The following is a 17,963-nucleotide window of genomic DNA, read 5'->3' as shown; positions in this document are numbered from 1 at the left end:
CCGTAAGCAAAAAAACATATTTTTTGTTAATGGATAACTATTTTTTATTGACTTACTTTCTTATAGGCGCTCAAACACCATGGCGGCTTAACCGCTACGGTAATCAAGAACTTGTAAGCCATGATCCATAATGCTCCCTTAAGGCAATCACCCTTCCACTGGAGATTCAGGTTGTTTTGTCCAACCGGATTGCCTGTAATTTTTATAAAAGTTCCAAAGGTCTGGAATGGTTAAGACGGCAGAGTGTTTGAGGGAAGCATGACCGAGTTTCTGCCGTTCAATGCAAGACCTTTGAGAACTTTAAAAAATTATTCAGGCACTAGGGCGGACAAGATAACCTGGATCGGAACGGGTATTGGCCAAGTTTATATCAAAGATTCATCTGTAAAATAAGTATATTGACATTATGATGAATATTTTGATATTATAGCAAGCTCATATTTGCGGAGTTGCGGAAAGTTAAATTATGGATAATTCAAAATGGCCGGCGCGGGCAGTTTTACCTATTGCACAACCCGGGCTGATATTTGTTTTTATAGCCATCCTCATTACGGGGATGCTTTTTTATTTTGGGTGGGGATTATTTGCCTGGATCTGTTTTGCTGTTACTTTATTTGTCTGCTGGTTTTTCCGAGATCCTGATCGTGATATCCCTAAAGATGAGAAAAGCCTTGTTTCTCCTGCTGACGGGAAGGTGATCATTGTTGAAAAACAGGAAAAATGTGACTATTTGTCCGGTCCCTGTACCAAGGTCAGTATTTTTATGAATGTGTTTAATGTTCATGTGAATCGGGTTCCTTTTGACGGGGTGGTGCAAAAGGTTTTGTATTATCCCGGGAAGTTTATGAATGCTTCGTTTGACAAGGCATCTACTCACAATGAGAGAAATGCATTAATTATTAAGACACCTGATGATGCAAGCTTTGCAGTGGTTCAGATAGCCGGTCTTGTTGCCAGAAGGATTGTTAATTGTGTCAAAGAGGGTGAAAAGATCAAAAAGGGTGACCGGTACGGCATGATCCGGTTCGGTTCCCGTCTTGATTTATATTTGCCTTATGATTTTGACGTTGCTGTCAGTGTAGATGAGAAAACAAAAGCCGGTGCGACTGTCATTGGATACATGAAATAAAGGGGGGTAGACAGACAAGTAATGCAAAAGCAGAATGTTAAAAAAAGTATTTATATTCTCCCCAATTTATTTACATCCATGAATTTATTTTGTGGATACTATTCCATTACCGCATCTGTACAGTTAAGATTTATTGATGCAGCCGTTGCCATATTAATTGGCGGTGTGTTTGATCTGTTAGACGGGAAAATTGCCAGGGCAACCCATACAACCAGTAAATTTGGTATTGAATATGATTCTTTGGCCGACCTGATTACCTTTGGGTTGGCGCCGGCTCTTTTAATGTTCTTATGGGTGCTTGAGTCTGCGGGAAGGCCGGGTTGGTCAGCTACATTCCTGTTTGCCATATGTGGCGCATTAAGGCTTGCCAGATTTAATACCAGCTCTTCATCCAGCAGTGATTTTGAGGGCTTGCCAATTCCGGCTGCTGCTGCAATGAATGTTTCTGTGGTCCTTTTTTTCTCCCGGCTTCAGATAAGCCCGGAACCCTTTAAACTGGTTCTCCTGGTGCTGATGTTCGTGCTTTCGTTCTGCATGGTGAGTTTGTTCAGGTATAAAAGTTTTAAAAAGGTATCTTTTTTTAAAACCATGAAATTTAATAAGCTTGTAGGACTTGTTCTTATTCTGGTCGCTGTTGCCACTGAGCCTTCTATCCTGTTGTTTGTCGTCTTTTCAATATATGTTATATCCGGACCCGTTTTATCACTGGTTTATCACCACTCATCAAAAAATGACGAGGAGGCCCGGGTCGATAAAGGGCTTTAAAAAAAATAAATTATATGGAGTAAATTGTAAGTTGGAGCAAATACCCATCACAAAAGAAGGCTATGCAGCCTTAAAAAAAGAGTTTGAAAGATTAAAAACAATTGAGCGCCCTGAAAATATAAAGGCGATTGAAGTGGCCAGAGCCCATGGCGATCTGTCTGAAAATGCTGAGTATCACGCGGCAAAGGAACGGCAGTCATTTCTGGAAGGCAGAATCGGTGAAATCGGCTATAAGCTTGGAACGGCTAAAATAATTGATCCGGAGACAGTAACCAAGGATTGTGTAAGGTTTGCATGTCGGGTCCTTCTTGAAAATCTGGATTCGGAAGAGGAAATGGAATACATGCTTGTCGGCGTAGATGAGGCCGATATAAAAAAGGGGAAAATTTCTGTATCTTCCCCGTTAGGCAGTGCACTGATAGGCAAGAAACCAGGAGATGAAGCAATAGTGCAGGCTCCCGGCGGGAAAAGAGTATATGAGATAATAGATATTCTTTAAATTATAGTGGAGGTATAAGTTTTGGCAAGAGTTACCATTGAAGATTGTTTAAAAAACGTAGACAATAGATTTAGCCTTGTTCACCTTGCAGCAAAAAGGGTTAGGCAGGTAAGAGAAGGGGCGGGTCTGTTGGTGAAATCATCCAGTAATGAGGATGTGGTTACTGTTTTAAGAGAGATTGCTGCAAAAAGGGTTGTTGCGGAAAATAAGAAAGAATAAGAAGGCGGACAGCCGGGAGCCAGAAAACAGGTGTGAAAACCGGCCTGAAAAAAAGAATAGATCGTGCCGTTGGGAAGGCAATTCATGACTGGAACATGATTTCAGAAAATGAAAGGATTCTCGTCGGCGTATCCGGCGGCATGGACAGCCAGGCATTGTTAAATATTTTATTTTCTTTGAAAAAACGGGCACCCGTTAATTTTGATATTCTGCCCGTACATATTGATGCCGGGTTTGAAGGGTCATCTGCAAAAGCGCTTGAGACCTATATCAAGGATACGTATGGTGTCCTGAAAATTGAATATAAAGATTACGGCATCCGTGCCCATTCAGATAAAAACAGGGAAAATCCGTGTTTCTTATGTTCCCGCCTTAGAAGAAAACGACTTTTTGAAATCGCACAGGAGCAGGGCTGTAAAAAAATTGCTCTGGGTCATAATAAAGATGATATCATTGAAACCTTATTTATTAACATCTGTTATGCCGGCAGGATCGGCACAATGAAACCCAGACAATCTTTTTTTAATGGAACCCTTGATATAATCAGACCTTTGTCATATGTTGAGAAAAAAAATATTACACTGTTTGGGCAAATGTTTAATCTACCGGAGTTTAAGAATAATTGTCCCAGCGCAGACAAGACAAAACGGGGTGAGATAAGAAAGTTGCTTGAAACCTTGTATAAACATAATAAACATATAAAGGGCAATATATTCAGGTCAATGAGTAATATTGCGCCTGATTATCTTTTAGAAACTAAAAATGATAGATATCCAAAATCAACCTGATTACAGAAAGATTCCCATTGATAAGGTCGGGATAAAGGGCTTGAAATACCCGGTTAAAGTTCTGGATAAAGACACAGGACTGCAATCCACGGTCGCACAGATCAATATGTATGTAGATTTGCCCCACCAGTCCAAGGGGACCCATATGAGCCGGTTTGTTGAAATCCTGCACCTGTTCAGGACAAAGGTTTCTTTGGAATCCTTAACCAATATCCTCGAAGACATGAAGGAAATCCTCGGAGCTCAGTCTTCTCATATTGAAATTACATTTCCCTATTTTATTGAGAAAAGATCCCCGGAGACCGATTCAAAAGGTCTGATGGATTATACCTGTTCCATATTCGGGTCTTCGAATGGGAAAACAAATACGGATATTGTCCTGAAGGTTGCTGTTCCCGTGACATCAGTGTGTCCCTGTTCAAAGGAGATCAGCGAATACGGTGCCCACAATCAACGGGGAGAAGTGCTGGTCAGTACCCGGTTCAAAAAGTTCATCTGGATAGAAGATATTGTTGACCTTGTGGAGTCATCGGCTTCCTGTGATATTTTTTCTGTATTGAAAAGAGAAGATGAGAAGTTTGTCACGGAAAAAGCCTATGATAACCCCAAATTTGTGGAAGATGTAGTAAGGGATGTTGCAAAATCACTGATGGAGGATAACAATATTACCTGGTTTTCCGTAAGCGCAGAAAATTTTGAGTCCATCCATAATCACAGTGCCTATGCGTATATTGAAAAAGGATCAGCTTCTTAATCTCCCCCGATGATTTCTTTACATCTTGTTTGTATTTATTAAATTGTTTTGATATAGAAAATTGACAGGTCCCCGGATGCACCCTGAAATACAGCGGGTCGTTCAATTGTTTATGACGGAGATCTGAATGAATATTTTAGGCCTATATATTATATTTAGAGGAACCAATGTCCGAGACAATTTTTGGAAACCTGAATGAACAAAAAAGACTTTAGATATATATTCTTTGCCATTATTTTTATTATAGTATGTTTGTTTGTATTTCCGGATTGTGCTGTTTGTGGTGAAGATAAACAGATTGCTATCGTTGTTTCAAAAAAAATCAGGCCTTATATGGATGTCATAGAAGGGATTACAAAAGGCCTGAAAGAAAAATCAAGAACAATACAAATCTTTTTCCTTTTAGATTCTGACGCCAGGAACAATGAAAAGATCTTCACAAAACTGGAAAAGGGCTCATTTGATTTTTTTTCGGCCATCGGGCCTGAGGCGGCAGAATTTTTGTGGAACCTAGATGCAAGACATCCCAAAATGTTCACAGCCGTCCTTGATCCTGTCGGCCTGCTAAAAACCAGTCTGGTAAAAAGGGGAGGTTCCGGGTGCGGTATTTCCTTAAGAATTCCAGTTGACAGGCAGGTTTACGAAATTTCAAAAACATTTGTTCATTTTAAAAAAATAGGGTTGCTGTTTGATGCCCGGAATAATGACTGGTTCTATGAAGAAGCCAGCCAGGCATCAAAAAAATATGGTATCACAATCATCCCCCTGAAGGTTGAATCCAAAAAGCAGATTACACAAGTGTTAACGAGCAATTGGGAAAACATTGACTGTGTCTGGATGATTCCGGACCAGACCGTGATCTCGGAAAAAATTATACAATATATTATCAAGCGCGGGATCTACAACAAAAAGGGAGTGATCGGGTATAATTCATTTTTTATACGTTCAGGCGCAGTTTTCGCGTTTGATTTTGATTATAAGGCACTGGGTTTTCAGGCTGCCAAAAAGATAGAGACCTATTTTAAAATAGGGACATGCAAACAAGAGCCTCCGGAATTTCAAACCGTCATTAACCAGAAAATGGTCGATAAAATCGGTCTTCGGGTAAAGGAGTGACGGAGAATGATTTTCAAGAAATTCGGCATACATGTAAGGGTTCTTTCAACGGCGGTGATTTTAATAAGCACTTCCACGCTGACTTTGGGGTATTGGGGGGTCAATATTATTAATCAGTTTGTTACCTTGCGGTTCAGCCAGCGAATTGATTTTATGACTCAGTATCTGGCACTCAATTCAGAACTGGGCATCCTGATTGATGAACAAAGACTTTTAAAGGGCCTGGCCCAAAACATGCTCGGGGAAAATGATATCGCAGGGGTGGTGATTGAGGACAAAAGAGGCAGAGAACTGGTCAGGGAAACCAGGGATATCCCCGGGCCGTTTAAAACAGCCGGCAAATGGGTTTATTTGTCCGAACCAAAGGACAAGAACAACCCAATGAGCCGAATCAACGACAATCATTTTGATTCTGAAAGGATCGGCAGGGTCAAGGTGACCTATTCGACAAAAGGGATTGAAGATTTGATAAAGAAAATGACACTGCGGTTTATACTCATTGCTTTGGTCTTGATCCTGATATCCTGCCTGATATTTTATGTCATATCAAAGTCATTGGTTACTCCTGTGATTTTGCTTGGAAAAATTGCAAGAAAAGTATCTTTGGGCAATCATTTAATTCGGGCTCCGGCGGGGAACACACCGGAAACCATCAAGCTTGCCGATGCATTTAACGAGATGCTGGATTCCATTGCCCTGGGAAGGAAAACAATTGTCCAGGCATATGAAAAAATGGCAAAGCAGGAAACCCTTGCCGAGGTTGGTAAATTTTCCATGATGATTGCCCATGAAGTGAAGAATCCGTTGGGGATTATTAAAAGTTCCATTGAAATAATGAAAAAAGAATTGAATATTCCCCGGGATAATATTGCGCTGACTTATGCAGAAGAAGAAATTGTCAGGCTGAACGATTTGATTGAAAGCTTTTTAATGTTTGCCCGGCCGGCCCGGCCTAATTTTGAAAAAATTGATCTGAACAGACTGATGGACCAGGTGATAATGGGCTTTGAAATACAATACAATTCAGATAAGATTAAAATAAAATCTTGTATCCCCGAGGAATCTTTTTATATAAATGCTGATTTTGATTTGTTTTCAAGGGGGGTTACCAATGTTATCAGGAATGCCTGCGAGGCAAATCAGGGCCAGGGCAGTGTTGATATTTCAATTGAACACAGGAATAAAAAATGGCAGCTTTTGGTAAAGGACCAGGGGCCGGGTATTCCTAAAGAAAAGTTAAGGAAAATTTTTGAACCGTTTTTTACCACAAAGTCAAAGGGGACAGGTCTTGGCCTTGCTTTTGCCGACCAGGTTATCAAGACCCACGGCGGGAACATAAAGGCTGAAAACAGGCTTTCGGGCGGCGCATTGTTCTGTGTGACTATGTTTTCAAGTTTAAAAATTGAAGAAACTCAAGGAATTTTGGAATAAATGACATCCACACCTTATATCCTTTTAGTTGATGATGAAGCAAAAATGCGGAATCTGCTTTCAATGATGCTGGAGAGAAAAGGATTCCGGACAGACAAGGCAATCCATGGGAAACATGCCATGGCGCTTTTGGCAGAAAATACGTATGATCTTGTGATCTCAGATATAAAAATGGCTGAAATGGACGGCAGGGCATTGATACAACAGATGAGAAAGCAACACATCCTTACCCCGGTAATTTTTATCACCGCCTTTGCCACTATTGACTCTGCTGTTGAGATGATGCAGCAGGGGGCCAGCGATTATGTGACCAAACCCTTTGATGAAGCAAAGCTCCTGCTGACCATTGATAAGGCAATGACCCTGTCCAGATTGATCATGGAAAATCAGGAAATGAAACAGGTTATTGCAAAAACAGGTCAGACCCATGAGTTGATTTACAGATCAAAACAGATGAATGAAGTGGTAAATCTTGCTCAGAATGTAGCAGCCGTGGATACAGTTGTCCTTATCCTGGGGGAATCCGGAACGGGCAAGGAAATGGTTGCCAATTATGTCCACAGGGAAAGTCTGAGAAAGGATAAGCGTTTTGTGCCGGTGAACTGTGCTGCTATTTCTTCCAACCTGGTCGAATCTGAATTATTCGGTTATGAAAAAGGGGCGTTTACAGGTGCTGCAGCCCGTACCCGCGGGAAATTTGAATTTGCCGACAGTGGCACCTTGTTTTTGGATGAAATAGGAGATCTGCCCCTGGACTCCCAGGGAAAATTGCTGCGTGCTCTCCAGGAAAAAAAGTTTCAGCGGGTAGGGGGCAATGAAGAGATTCCTGTTGATGTCCGGGTGGTATGCGCTACCAATCAGAATCTTGAAAAGATGGTGTATCAAAAAAAATTCAGGCAGGACTTGTTTTACAGGATCAATGTTTTTCCCATTGTTATACCGCCCCTTCGCCAGAGAAAAGATGATGTTGTTCCCCTGGCAGAATATATTATAAAAACATTTGATTTTGGGAAAAATCATACTTTGACGGAAGGGGCCTGCCGGAAGCTGAAAGAATATCCCTGGCCGGGTAATGTAAGGGAGCTTGCAAATGTATTGGAAAGGGGCATAATTCTAACACAGGAGACAGGACTGATTACCACAGATACCCTTTCCTTTCTCCAGGTGGCTCGGACCCGGATCTCCAAGCAGGTGGCCGTCCGGCTGCCGGCAGGCGGAATTCCCCTGCAGCAGGTGCAGTTAAGCCTGGTCAGACAGGCATTACAGGCAGCCGGCAATAACCAGACCTCTGCTGCAAAATTGCTGGGCTTGAGCCGGTCTAAGTTCAGGGTATTGGTAAAAAATATGGATGAAGAATAATAAATGGGTGTAATCATGGGTAAAAAATCAATTGTTATCCTGTTGATGGTATTATTGCTTACCGGTATGGCCGGGGCTTCAGATACCATGCTCATGTTTGTGGGTGAGGATCTTGAAGTCATTTCCATTGCATCCCGAAGGGAGGAGGCTGCCTGGAGCGCCCCTGCCATTGCAGATGTGATTACACGTGAGGATCTTAAACAAAAAGGTGCCTTTACCCTTTCCCAGGCCCTGGAGGACGTACCCGGATTTTATATGAATAAAACGGAAAAGGGCAGTATTCCCTATTTGCGGGGCATACCGAATTCAGCCCTCTTTTTATTCGATACTCTGCCAATGGGTTCCGGTGTTAAAAGATCCGATACCATGATTGATTATGAAACCTCTCTTGCACCTGTTAAGAGAATTGAGATCGTCCAGGGAGCAGGATCTGTGCTTTGGGGGCCGGATGCCTTTGCAGGCGTGGTCAATACTGTTCCCATGTCCGGCAGGGATTTCCAGGGGGTGGAAACAGGATTGATCCTGTCTTCTGAAGATGCACCGGGCGAGGCATATATAAACTATGGCCGTAATGAAAAAAAATGGTCTTCGTTTTTATCCGTGTCTGGCAGAACGGCCCGGGAAGATGATGAATCTTTTAAGGTGGTTAAATTCTGGAATGACGTGAAAACACCTGAGCCAATTGAAACAAGATATGGCCAGGGGACCCCGGGGGATTCCCAATATGTCAATCTTTATGCCGCTATAACCTATGATGACTGGTTAACACTTTCCGCAAAAATTTCTGACAGTAAAAAGGCCTATACGATTTCGGACTGGGATCAGCATTATTTATGGGAAGAAAAGGACTCTGCCGCATCCTATGTGTATAAACTTGAACTTTCCAAGAAATTTACGTCTGACTCAGGGATCAGGTTTACAGGATATTATTCCCAAACCTGTCAGGATCACCTGATTGTGGACAGGGAGCTGGATCAAAAAGAATCTTCATTATTCGGAGAGATCATATATGACCAGTCTCTTTTTCATTCAAAGGGCCTGATGACAATGGGGGCGTCATGGCGTCGGGATCAATTTGACCGGATGCCGGTATGGGAAAGTTTTTTTCCTGATTTTCTGGTCCCTGCCAATCTCTATTTTCTGCCCAGGGTTGATCAGATCGATTTTGAAAACAACCTGGCCTCTGTTTTCACCCAGTACCGCCATGAGTTTGGTGACATTGAAGTCTGGGCAGGTGTCAGGTATGACGATCATGATGCATATGAGGATAAGACAAGCTACAATACGGGATTTGCCTGGAATATGGGTGATTTTATGCTCAAATCCATTTACGGAACCGCTTACCGCAGCCCCTTTGCCAGGCAATTGCAGGAAACCGGAGGAAATAAACTGGAAAAAATTGATAACATCAATGCCCAGTTGTCCTGGAAAAAATCAGGTACCCAGGCTGCTGTCACGGTTTTCAGGAATAAAATTGAGAACCATGTTATTGAGGACCGGTATGCCGGAGCAGGGCTTTCCACGCCAAACAGCCAGACCATTGACGGGGCTGAGCTTGAACTTGCCCGCCGGCTGACAGATAATTTCAAGCTGTCCTGCAACCTTACTCTGCTGGATAACAGCGGTCCGGATGAAATGTATCTTTATAATGACTATACCTATATTGATAAAGACGGGAGCGGGGTCAAACATTACCAGAAACTTGAGTATGCCTATGATACCGGCCCGGACATCATGGGCATGATAAAGGGAGCCTGGAGTATAACAGACCAGATCACCTTAGTGTCTAAACTCAGGTATTTTTCCCGGCGAAAATTGTATTACCCCATGGAAGATATCACCCGGGTCTGTGATCCTGTCTGGATCATGGATGCCAATCTTCTGGTAAAAGAAATATTTCCCTTTGATCTGTCCATTTACCTGAACAATATCTTTAATAAGGACTATTCATTACCGGGCATCTATTCGATCACCCGAAATCCATCTTTTAATGCCGGCCTGATGATCAGGATGAACTGGTAGAAAGTAAATATTTTTTTTCCATCAAGTACGATAATTTCATGCTTTTTGGAGAAAATATAAAAAACTAAAAATATGGCCGCAAGTGTCTATATTTGACAATATTCGGTTAAATATGGACATCCTGGAATTAAAGAACCTTTGTTTTATGGGGGTTTCGGGTCTGGTATGTTTTTTGCAACCACAAGACCTCATAATGAAAAAGAGGTTACATGCAGCGTTAAACATAGCAATGGTCATTTGCCTGGCAGCCATCTTGTCCATGGCTTCAGTGAAACCGGTCAAGGCCGATGCTCCGAATGAAAACAGTCTTTTCATCATTGAGCTGATCAACTGGATCCGCATGGATCCTCTTTCATATGCCCAGGGGCTTGGATACAACAGGGAGCTTTTGCTGGAAAGTCTGCCCTGGCTGGGGGATTTTACTGAAACCAGGCTGCCTTTACTGACGATCACCGAGTTTTTAAATAAAAAAGCCGCACATCTTAATACCACTATTCCTGGGCAGACAGCTCCTGAACCCTTGTTTTTTGAAGACTATGCCCGAACCAGTGAAATTACCGGGGTTCTTTCTTTTGATAATTTCATGGACCCCGAAACTGCTGTGCGGGTTGTGATTAACAATCGGTTTAAAAGAGAACTGGATGCGGAGTTTAAAGGGCAGCGGTGTATTTTAAATAAGGAATTTGATCTTGCCGGCAGTTCATTTAAAGCCGGTAACCTCGCCGCCGAATCTTTGGCAGGCAATGCTTATTTTTTAACAGCAGCCTTTGGGTCTTCAGTGTTAAAATCCCAGCGGCAGATCCTCAACCTGATCAATCAGGTCAGAGCGAATCCATATAGAGCCCAATCCTGGCTGTCATTCAACCTGGATGCGTTTCTGGGGCAGCAATATAATCCCTTGTTTCTCAATGATGTACTCCAGAAATTTGTGACTACTGATTTTATGGATACGCAATATTATGCCATCCATGCCAAAAATTTTGGGTATAACGGGTACGATGTGAATCAATCCTCTATTATTGAGGTCTTCCCCAGAACCGATGTCAATACCCTGGTATCCTGGATATTTTCATCCCTGATTTTAAATGAGGTAAAAGGACTGCCAGACACCAGTGTGGTATTCGGCCCGGATTATACGGATGTCGGAATAGATCTGTTGTTTGTCCATGGGCTTGACAGAAGCTATGGCAGGCTGGCTTTAATCGCGGGTGACGGCATAAGGGGAAATGAAAATTCAGAGGTTTCAAAAATATACGGGCTTGTCTATGCAGACACCAACCTTGATGGCGCGTATACGCCGGGTGAAGGTGTGGGAAACCGCATTATATCCATCTATGACCGCTATACTTTTGTCAAAGTGGGGACAGCGTTAACCGACAATACAGGCCATTTTTCAGCTCCCTTATTGTCTAATAAGACCTATATCATCCAGACGGGATCAGGGGAAACTCTGGCCGGAAGGGATATATTCCTTGGGGATACAGATCTGTTTTTTGACTTGAAAGTGGCAATGGATGAAAACACTCCGGAAAGCATTGACAATGAGGAACAATAACCTGTTGAAATATTTTATACATTATATCACACTTGTCCTGGTACTGATCCTGGCATACAGTTCTGGTTTTGCCGGCCAGACCATGACGCTTTCCCAATGCCTGGAAACAGGCATTAAAAACAATCCTTCCCTGAACGCGTCAAGATTCAGCCTTACTGCTGCCGGCCATGACATCAAGGCGGCCAGGGCTGATTTCCTGCCGTCCATATCCTCTTCTTATTCTGTTAACCGCCTTGCCAGTTTGAGTGAAAAAGGCCCTGTAGAAACCGATTATCTTGACCAGGATATACGGACATTTAATATAAAGTTAACTCAGATTCTTTATGCAGGATCAAGGATTGTCAACACCTATGAAAAAGCGAAAATCCGGGAGCAGGTGGTCAGGGCTGAAATGGATCTTGAAAAGCTGGAACTTATTTATAATATAGAAACAACCTTCTATAAACTGATGAAAGCCAAAGAGGATGTGATCACGGCAGAAGAGTCCGTCAACCGGTTGATGGAAAGCGTAAAGTCTGCCAGGGCTTTTTTCCAAAAAGAACTTGTGCCCTACGTGGATGTTCTCCAGGCAAGTGTGGACCTGGCTGATGCAAAAGACCAGCTCGGGGTTGCAGCAAATAATGTAAACCGTGAACGTGTGGCATTGTTTTCCCTGATGGACCAGCCTATGGATTCAGGCATACGGTTTTTTAATGAACTAAATCATACAGTAAAGGAGGAACTCTTCTTTGAACCAAGCCTGCAATACGCATTTAAAAACAGGCCGGACATAAAAAGTCTGGAATATCAGCTGGACATTGCAAAAAAAGAAGCAAAAATCGCAATGGGGAAATACCTGCCGGTTGTGCGATTTGACATTGGGTATTATGACCAGGACAAAGATTATGAAAACCAGGGCACTTCATTTACCGGTTCCTATGACAGGGATCAAAGAAACCGTTACTGGTCAACAGGCATCTATGCCACCTGGGATATGTTTGACGGTGGCAGAGCATGGTATGGAAAAGAAAAATATACTTCAGAGGCAGGAAAGTTAAAAGCCCTGATCAAACAGGCACAGAACATGATTTCCACAGGTATTCGCAAGGCCCTTTATTCCATGTCGGAAGCCCGGCAGCGCATTACAAGTTCAGCTGATGCATTAATTGCTGCCAGAGAGTATTATACAAGGGAGGAAAAACGCCTCAGGGCAGGGATCTCAACCATACCGTCCCTTCTGGATGCCCAGGGTCGTTTGCTGCGTGCCCAGACAAACAAGACCCGGGCGATTCTGGATTATCAGGTGGCAAAATCAGAATTGAAATTGATGAAAGGAGAAAAAAAGGTCCAAGAAGGTTGAAAATAAAAAGTCAAAGTCTTGACTTTGTATATTCCATTATATATATGGGATAGTATTACTTATAAAAATTTGGCCAATGCGGCTCAGCCGCGAATTTTAATTAATTAAAAGGAGAAAAAGAATGGCATTACAAGGATTTAACGAAGAGTATTATCTCGGTGCAAAGCTTGCTGCGTTGCAGGCTGATCCGGCAACAGCAGCTGACTGGGCAGGCAAGGATACGGCTTTTCTGTCAACTGTTCTTGACAGTTTCGGGTTTACGGCAGAATCCCATTACCAGGACTATGGCTGGGCAGAAGGCCTGGCTCCCAACGCGTATTTTAATGCGGCAGAATATAAGCTGGCAAAGGCGGAAGCAATGTTTGACGAGGGCGGTTACTGGTCAGTTGATGATGCCCTTGCATTTTTTGAAGAAGCCTGGCCCTATGATCCGTATCTGCATTATCTGGCGTATGGGTCAGCAGAAGGCATTAATCCTTCAAATGATTTTGATGAGTCCAGCTACTATGAAAGCAAGCTGGCTGATTTGCAGGCTGATCCTGACACAGCAGACGAGTGGGCAGACAAAACCCCCGATGATGTAAAAGCAGCCTTTGAGGCGGCAGGGCTTACTGCCCTGGGCCATTATGAAGCGTATGGCCGCGACGAAGGTATCCCTGTCACTGAGGTTCCTGCTTCTGAGCAGGTAGACCCCGGTAGTGTAAATCCAGGAGAAACGTTTGTTCTGACAACTGATTTGGACGTACTTGTTGGTACGGATGGTGACGATACTTTTAATGCAGTGCTGAACGATGATGAGTATATAATACAAAGCACGTTCAACTCAGGAGATTCTGTTGATGGCGGCAATGGTGATGATACATTGATTCTTACCGCTACCGATGATGAGTCAGAGGATAATGTTGTTTACCTCGACAATATAGAAAACGTGGTTGTTCGTAATCTTGCTGATACTAGGCTTTTCCTGGAAGCTGGAGAATGGTCTGGGGTTGACAATTTTGTTGTCTCCGGTGGAAATGACGACGTATCTTTTGATCACGTCCCTGAAGCGTTTTCAAATGTAACCATTGAAAATTTTGGCTATAACGCTACTGCCTACGAAACGGTGGGGATACGAGTCCTCAATTCTGTTTTCAGCGGTGGCGATGATGCGGTGACGGTTACTTTGGATAATGTCGGTGCAGCCCCGGTTAAAGTCCCTGAGCATACCATTGATAATGATCTGATACATTCTGGCAGCAATGCGAGCATTGATGGCGAATATGCATACCTTGATATCGATAATGATGATTATGATTCCGTTATTGAAACCTTTAATTTTATTTCAACCGGTGACAACGATCGCGGCAACTTCCTTAAGGTTGAAGACACATTGGCCTTGGAGACGGTTAATATATCTGGTACTACCGACCTGAATCTTCACCTTAATACAGATGGTTCTTCTTCATGTGGTGATGGCGTTCTGACAGTGGTGGATGCCTCTGCACTGGAAGCTGACCTGTGGCTCAGGGGTGCGAGTATCAGTTCTGAAGGTGTCACCATTATCGGTGCGACCGGTGACAATGATCTCAAAGGGTCCGCATTCGATGATACCATCACCACATTTGACGGTGATGATATTATTAGAGGCCTTGACGGTGATGATGTAATCAATGCCGGTGACGGTGATAATGATGTCCGGGGCGATTCTGGAAATAACACCATTACAACCGGTGCCGGTGACGACTTCATCCATGCGGGTGGTGACGGTGATTATGACAATACCGTTGATGCCGGCGATGGTGACGATGTCGTACAGGTGGGTCAATATCTGGCGGAAGGCGATGACATTGACGGCGGTGACGGCTATGACATGCTCTGGATGGATGCTGATCTCGCAGAAGCTGTGACCCTTGCTGAGGATGAAGACTTTGCAGATCTGTTTCAGAACTTTGAAGTTCTGAGACTGGGTGATCTTGAGGCGCCCCTTGATATGGCATACTTTGATGATATCCAGCACCTCGTTTTGTCGCATTATCTTAATGATGCTACAATTGACGGCCTGTCCGACGGAGCGACCCTCGAATTCTGGAACTACTCTTCTGATTATCTGGATGACACGACGGTAAATCTTACCGATGTTTCCGGAGACGAGACCTTTAACGTGGTCATCAGTGCTGATAGCTATACTGACGATTTTGGCAGACTGGTTATTGATGGGGTTGAAACCATCAATCTTGAGGTGACAACCCGGTGCAAGGATTTTGATCTTTGGGATGACGACGATGATGGCATTGATCCCAGTATGTATACCTACACGTTTGATATTGACGGTGATGCACTTGAAACCCTCAATATTACCGGTGACCTCAGCCTTGATTTGTCCACATTTGCGTTGACTACGGTTGAGACCGTCAATGCCGGAACCTTTACGGGTGATTTGGATATTTCCATAGTCGGCAATGACAATGGTGTAACCATTACTTCCGGTGCAGGTGATGATACGATTGCTGTCGATCTTGGCCTGAATACACTGACTGGCGGTGACGGTGATGACGCCTTTGAAATCGGCGTATCCGAGGCTGGTACTATCTTTAGTACTATTACTGATATTGAAGATGGCGAGACAGTGACTTTTAGCGGTTTCGGAACTGAAACAGTAACAGCGGATATGATTGAACTGGCAGGTGTGGCTGTATTCCAGGATTACCTTGATGCTGCAGCCGCAGGAAATGGTTCTGTAAACGCTAACTATGCATGGTTCCAGTTTGATGGAAATACATATATTGTAGAAGACTCTTCGATTGAAGCTACATTCCAAAGTGGTGGTGACAGTGTTGTTGAATTGGCCGGTATTTTTGATCTTACCGATTCAATGATTGCAGGTACCAATGTCCTTACCATGGATTTTGCATAAGTTATCACCATACGTTAACTTTATGTTTTAAAAAAGGCGAACACTTTTGAAGTCAGTAGCCCTGGCACCTGACACAAGGTGCTGAAAAACAGGAAACCCTCAGTTCAGAAATGAGCTGAGGGTTTTTTATTACAAAAAAAGAGAAATATTCCGGTTCATTCTTTTTTGTATGTAATTCATGGTCTTCTCCGTCACTCCGGCAATGTGTGCATATTCCGGCCATTTTTTTACGGCCGTCATTACCTGTTCAATACTATGATTGATTTCAGTTGTTGACAGACCTGATTTTCTGCCAAGTTGAATCACCGCCGGTCTCCCCGGAGAAAGCCCTTCCCCTGATACATCCATGGAGTGTTCTCCGCCGGGTCCTTTGGCGTACGTAAGATCATAGGCAGGCGTAAGGAGCCATTCCCGGCTTGCATCCATCATAAAGGCAAAGTTTTTAACATGATCATCTCTATTGTTTGCCATGATATTGAAAACCATTTGCCTGAACCCTTTTATAAGTTCCTGATGGTTTTTTGTCAGATCAAGGACAACTTTTAAAAAAGTTCCATAATTACAGTCGGGTATCCTGAAATTTGAATGAATTAAATTCCCAAATGTGTGGACATGATATCGTTGATTTTCTTTTCGATCAAATCTTTTAACACCAAAAAAATGATCCCCTGAACCTGCCTTGAAAAGTCGGGTTTCAGGCATGATGATTCCGGCATTTTTGGCCATAAGTGAATAGGCATACTCAACTGCGCCCGAGTCCTGAAAATTGTTTTTTGAGTTGAATTTTATAATCCAGTGTTCATAGTTTTCAGGAAGATCATCTTCACCTGAAATGATGGTGTCTTTATTGACACCTGCAAGAATTTTTGGTCTTGCACCACCGGGACTTCCCCCGGTCCTCATGAGCACAGGCAGCACATCAGTGCTGTGCCCTTCTATTATTTGTCCGGATTGTTCAGCAAGAGATTGAAGGTCGATAAGCGTATCATTTTTTTTATGTTTAACAGCCGGTTCATAGGTAAGCGCACCCATGGTTGATTTTCCTAAAAAAGCCAGCCTGTCCAGAACAGAGAGTCTGTCAACATCAATTCCCCGGTTCCTGAGAAAACGATCCATGAGCAGCAAGCCCCATCCATCAGGGAGAGAATCATCAAACAATCCGAAAATAGGCCCGAATTTAGTTTCTTTATGTTCATGAAGTCCCGGTTCTGGTGGCAGCTTGTAAGGAGAAAGCCATAAAGGATTGGCAAGAAAAGAGGGATCATATTCAAAATAAATTTTATTCCGAAACCGCGCTAACTTTCCTACGATAAATTTATCGTTTTTTGTTCGATAAAAAAATACATTGAGTTCTTTCAAATAGTCCCCCTTTTCAAAGCCATCTTTTCCTTTTTTTTAAGTTCTTTCAGGGAGTGAGCTGTTGGAGGCATCAGCAACGCATCTATTTCATCAAGTCTGCCCAGTGCAAAAATCAATTTTAAAAAATTTTCCATGGATACTTTGCCGGTCTGCTCAAACCGTTTTAAGGAAGATTCTGTCACTCCTGAACGGCTGGCAAGAGTTGACCGCTTCCATTTTTTTAAAAGACGCAACTCCTTTAAGCGGGTAGAAAGCGTTTTTGAGGTTTCTTCCGGTGATTTTAAAGTAAATTTCATTATGCCTCACAATTGATAAAATATTGTCATTAAGTATAAAATATTCTATGTTAAAGCCCATATTTTGTCAAACAACTTATTTGGTTTGTCAAACGCAAAGACCGTTCCATTGACACATTGTCAATACTGGTTATTGTATTTTAGCAATTGACCTTATCCGTTAATTTTATTAGATTACCCGGGTCAAGAGTACACAGGGTCATTTTTTTTAAAGGAGATAAAATGCTGGGTCCCGGAGCTTTGATCGCCATTGGTGTTGTTTTGCTGTACACTGTTTTAGGGCCTCTGGTTTTATTTGCCATTTATGTTTTGTTTGATTCCCTGTATAAATCCGGCAGACCCGGTAAAAACCAACAGGATAAAACAATAGAAAAAAAAGATCCTGCTTTATGGACAAGTGAGGATATCGATGTTCATATGAACCGGATCTTCTAAT

Annotated in this window: 16 protein-coding genes; 14 read left to right on the top strand and 2 right to left on the bottom strand. The window is 42.8% G+C overall.

The features are described from left to right. Window positions 1-466: 466 nt before the first annotated feature. The 13 genes from HGJ91_RS10490 to HGJ91_RS10430 all read left to right on the top strand — a co-directional run bounded on the left by HGJ91_RS10490 (window position 467) and on the right by HGJ91_RS10430 (window position 15,872). On the top strand, window positions 467-1,129 hold the full coding sequence (locus tag HGJ91_RS10490; protein ID WP_291347701.1) for a phosphatidylserine decarboxylase family protein: 663 nt from the start codon (window positions 467-469) through the stop codon (window positions 1,127-1,129). Window positions 1,130-1,150: 21 nt separating this feature from the next. Beyond that, window positions 1,151-1,894, top strand: a complete 744-nt coding sequence (gene pssA, locus HGJ91_RS10485; protein WP_291347700.1) for a CDP-diacylglycerol--serine O-phosphatidyltransferase — start codon at window positions 1,151-1,153, stop codon at window positions 1,892-1,894. Between the two features lie 31 nt (window positions 1,895-1,925). Next, entirely contained in the window at window positions 1,926-2,393 is a 468-nt protein-coding gene (gene greA / locus HGJ91_RS10480; protein WP_291347699.1) for a transcription elongation factor GreA, read from the top strand. A 21-nt stretch (window positions 2,394-2,414) separates the two neighbouring features. Further along, window positions 2,415-2,612, top strand: coding sequence for a DNA-directed RNA polymerase subunit omega (rpoZ, locus tag HGJ91_RS10475; RefSeq protein ID WP_291347698.1), 198 nt, complete (start codon window positions 2,415-2,417; stop codon window positions 2,610-2,612). A 32-nt stretch (window positions 2,613-2,644) separates the two neighbouring features. Continuing rightward, window positions 2,645-3,400, top strand: a complete 756-nt coding sequence (locus HGJ91_RS10470; RefSeq protein ID WP_291347697.1) for an ATP-binding protein — start codon at window positions 2,645-2,647, stop codon at window positions 3,398-3,400. Next, the gene (gene folE2, locus HGJ91_RS10465) at window positions 3,375-4,154 is read left to right on the top strand and encodes a GTP cyclohydrolase FolE2 (RefSeq protein ID WP_291347696.1); all 780 of its coding nucleotides are present in this window, start codon (window positions 3,375-3,377) and stop codon (window positions 4,152-4,154) included. The genes HGJ91_RS10470 and folE2 overlap by 26 nt, the downstream gene beginning before the upstream one ends. A 195-nt stretch (window positions 4,155-4,349) precedes the next feature. After that, window positions 4,350-5,270, top strand: a complete 921-nt coding sequence (locus tag HGJ91_RS10460; RefSeq protein ID WP_291347695.1) for an ABC transporter substrate binding protein — start codon at window positions 4,350-4,352, stop codon at window positions 5,268-5,270. A gap of 6 nt (window positions 5,271-5,276) precedes the next feature. After that, window positions 5,277-6,701 carry an ATP-binding protein gene (locus HGJ91_RS10455; protein ID WP_291347694.1) on the top strand — a complete coding sequence of 475 codons (1,425 nt, stop codon included), beginning with the start codon at window positions 5,277-5,279 and terminating at the stop codon, window positions 6,699-6,701. Further along, window positions 6,702-8,060, top strand: coding sequence for a sigma-54 dependent transcriptional regulator (locus HGJ91_RS10450; protein ID WP_291347693.1), 1,359 nt, complete (start codon window positions 6,702-6,704; stop codon window positions 8,058-8,060). A gap of 15 nt (window positions 8,061-8,075) precedes the next feature. Then, the gene (locus tag HGJ91_RS10445) at window positions 8,076-10,082 is read left to right on the top strand and encodes a TonB-dependent siderophore receptor (RefSeq protein ID WP_291347692.1); all 2,007 of its coding nucleotides are present in this window, start codon (window positions 8,076-8,078) and stop codon (window positions 10,080-10,082) included. Window positions 10,083-10,275: 193 nt separating this feature from the next. After that, window positions 10,276-11,637 carry a hypothetical protein gene (locus tag HGJ91_RS10440; protein ID WP_291347691.1) on the top strand — a complete coding sequence of 454 codons (1,362 nt, stop codon included), beginning with the start codon at window positions 10,276-10,278 and terminating at the stop codon, window positions 11,635-11,637. Between the two features lie 4 nt (window positions 11,638-11,641). Continuing rightward, window positions 11,642-12,976 carry a TolC family protein gene (locus HGJ91_RS10435; protein ID WP_291347690.1) on the top strand — a complete coding sequence of 445 codons (1,335 nt, stop codon included), beginning with the start codon at window positions 11,642-11,644 and terminating at the stop codon, window positions 12,974-12,976. A gap of 121 nt (window positions 12,977-13,097) precedes the next feature. Then, complete coding sequence (locus HGJ91_RS10430) at window positions 13,098-15,872, top strand: hypothetical protein (RefSeq protein ID WP_291347689.1); 2,775 nt, start codon at window positions 13,098-13,100, stop codon at window positions 15,870-15,872. Between the two features lie 129 nt (window positions 15,873-16,001). On the opposite strand, the gene HGJ91_RS10425 is transcribed toward HGJ91_RS10430, so the two are convergent. Together HGJ91_RS10425 and HGJ91_RS10420 are read right to left on the bottom strand one after the other, a co-directional pair. Then, entirely contained in the window at window positions 16,002-17,231 is a 1,230-nt protein-coding gene (locus HGJ91_RS10425) for a type II toxin-antitoxin system HipA family toxin (protein WP_291347688.1), read from the bottom strand. Further along, a complete protein-coding gene (locus tag HGJ91_RS10420) occupies window positions 17,228-17,527 on the bottom strand; it encodes a helix-turn-helix transcriptional regulator (protein WP_291347687.1) in 300 nt (99 codons plus the stop codon). Before HGJ91_RS10420 ends, HGJ91_RS10425 begins: the two co-directional genes overlap by 4 nt. 222 nt (window positions 17,528-17,749) lie before the next feature. On the opposite strand from HGJ91_RS10420, the gene HGJ91_RS10415 reads away from it, so the two are divergent. Continuing rightward, window positions 17,750-17,962, top strand: a complete 213-nt coding sequence (locus HGJ91_RS10415; RefSeq protein ID WP_291347686.1) for a hypothetical protein — start codon at window positions 17,750-17,752, stop codon at window positions 17,960-17,962. Window position 17,963: the final 1 nt, after the last annotated feature.

The organism is Desulfobacula sp. (genome assembly GCF_014237455.1).
Taxonomy (GTDB): domain Bacteria; phylum Desulfobacterota; class Desulfobacteria; order Desulfobacterales; family Desulfobacteraceae; genus Desulfobacula.
Note: the sequence above shows the minus strand (reverse complement) of the source record. Positions and strands in the feature narration are given on the sequence as shown.

Excerpts from the sequence above, each read along its gene's own strand:
- HGJ91_RS10490 (WP_291347701.1), top strand. The coding sequence starts at position 467 with ATGGATAATTCAAAATGGCCGGCGCGGGCAGTTTTACCTATTGCACAA.
- pssA (WP_291347700.1), top strand. The coding sequence starts at position 1,151 with ATGCAAAAGCAGAATGTTAAAAAAAGTATTTATATTCTCCCCAATTTA.
- folE2 (WP_291347696.1), top strand. The coding sequence starts at position 3,375 with ATGATAGATATCCAAAATCAACCTGATTACAGAAAGATTCCCATTGAT.
- HGJ91_RS10460 (WP_291347695.1), top strand. The coding sequence starts at position 4,350 with ATGAACAAAAAAGACTTTAGATATATATTCTTTGCCATTATTTTTATT.
- HGJ91_RS10455 (WP_291347694.1), top strand. The coding sequence starts at position 5,277 with ATGATTTTCAAGAAATTCGGCATACATGTAAGGGTTCTTTCAACGGCG.
- HGJ91_RS10450 (WP_291347693.1), top strand. The coding sequence starts at position 6,702 with ATGACATCCACACCTTATATCCTTTTAGTTGATGATGAAGCAAAAATG.
- HGJ91_RS10445 (WP_291347692.1), top strand. The coding sequence starts at position 8,076 with ATGGGTAAAAAATCAATTGTTATCCTGTTGATGGTATTATTGCTTACC.
- HGJ91_RS10440 (WP_291347691.1), top strand. The coding sequence starts at position 10,276 with ATGAAAAAGAGGTTACATGCAGCGTTAAACATAGCAATGGTCATTTGC.
- HGJ91_RS10430 (WP_291347689.1), top strand. The coding sequence starts at position 13,098 with ATGGCATTACAAGGATTTAACGAAGAGTATTATCTCGGTGCAAAGCTT.
- HGJ91_RS10420 (WP_291347687.1), bottom strand. The coding sequence starts at position 17,527 with ATGAAATTTACTTTAAAATCACCGGAAGAAACCTCAAAAACGCTTTCT.
- HGJ91_RS10415 (WP_291347686.1), top strand. The coding sequence starts at position 17,750 with ATGCTGGGTCCCGGAGCTTTGATCGCCATTGGTGTTGTTTTGCTGTAC.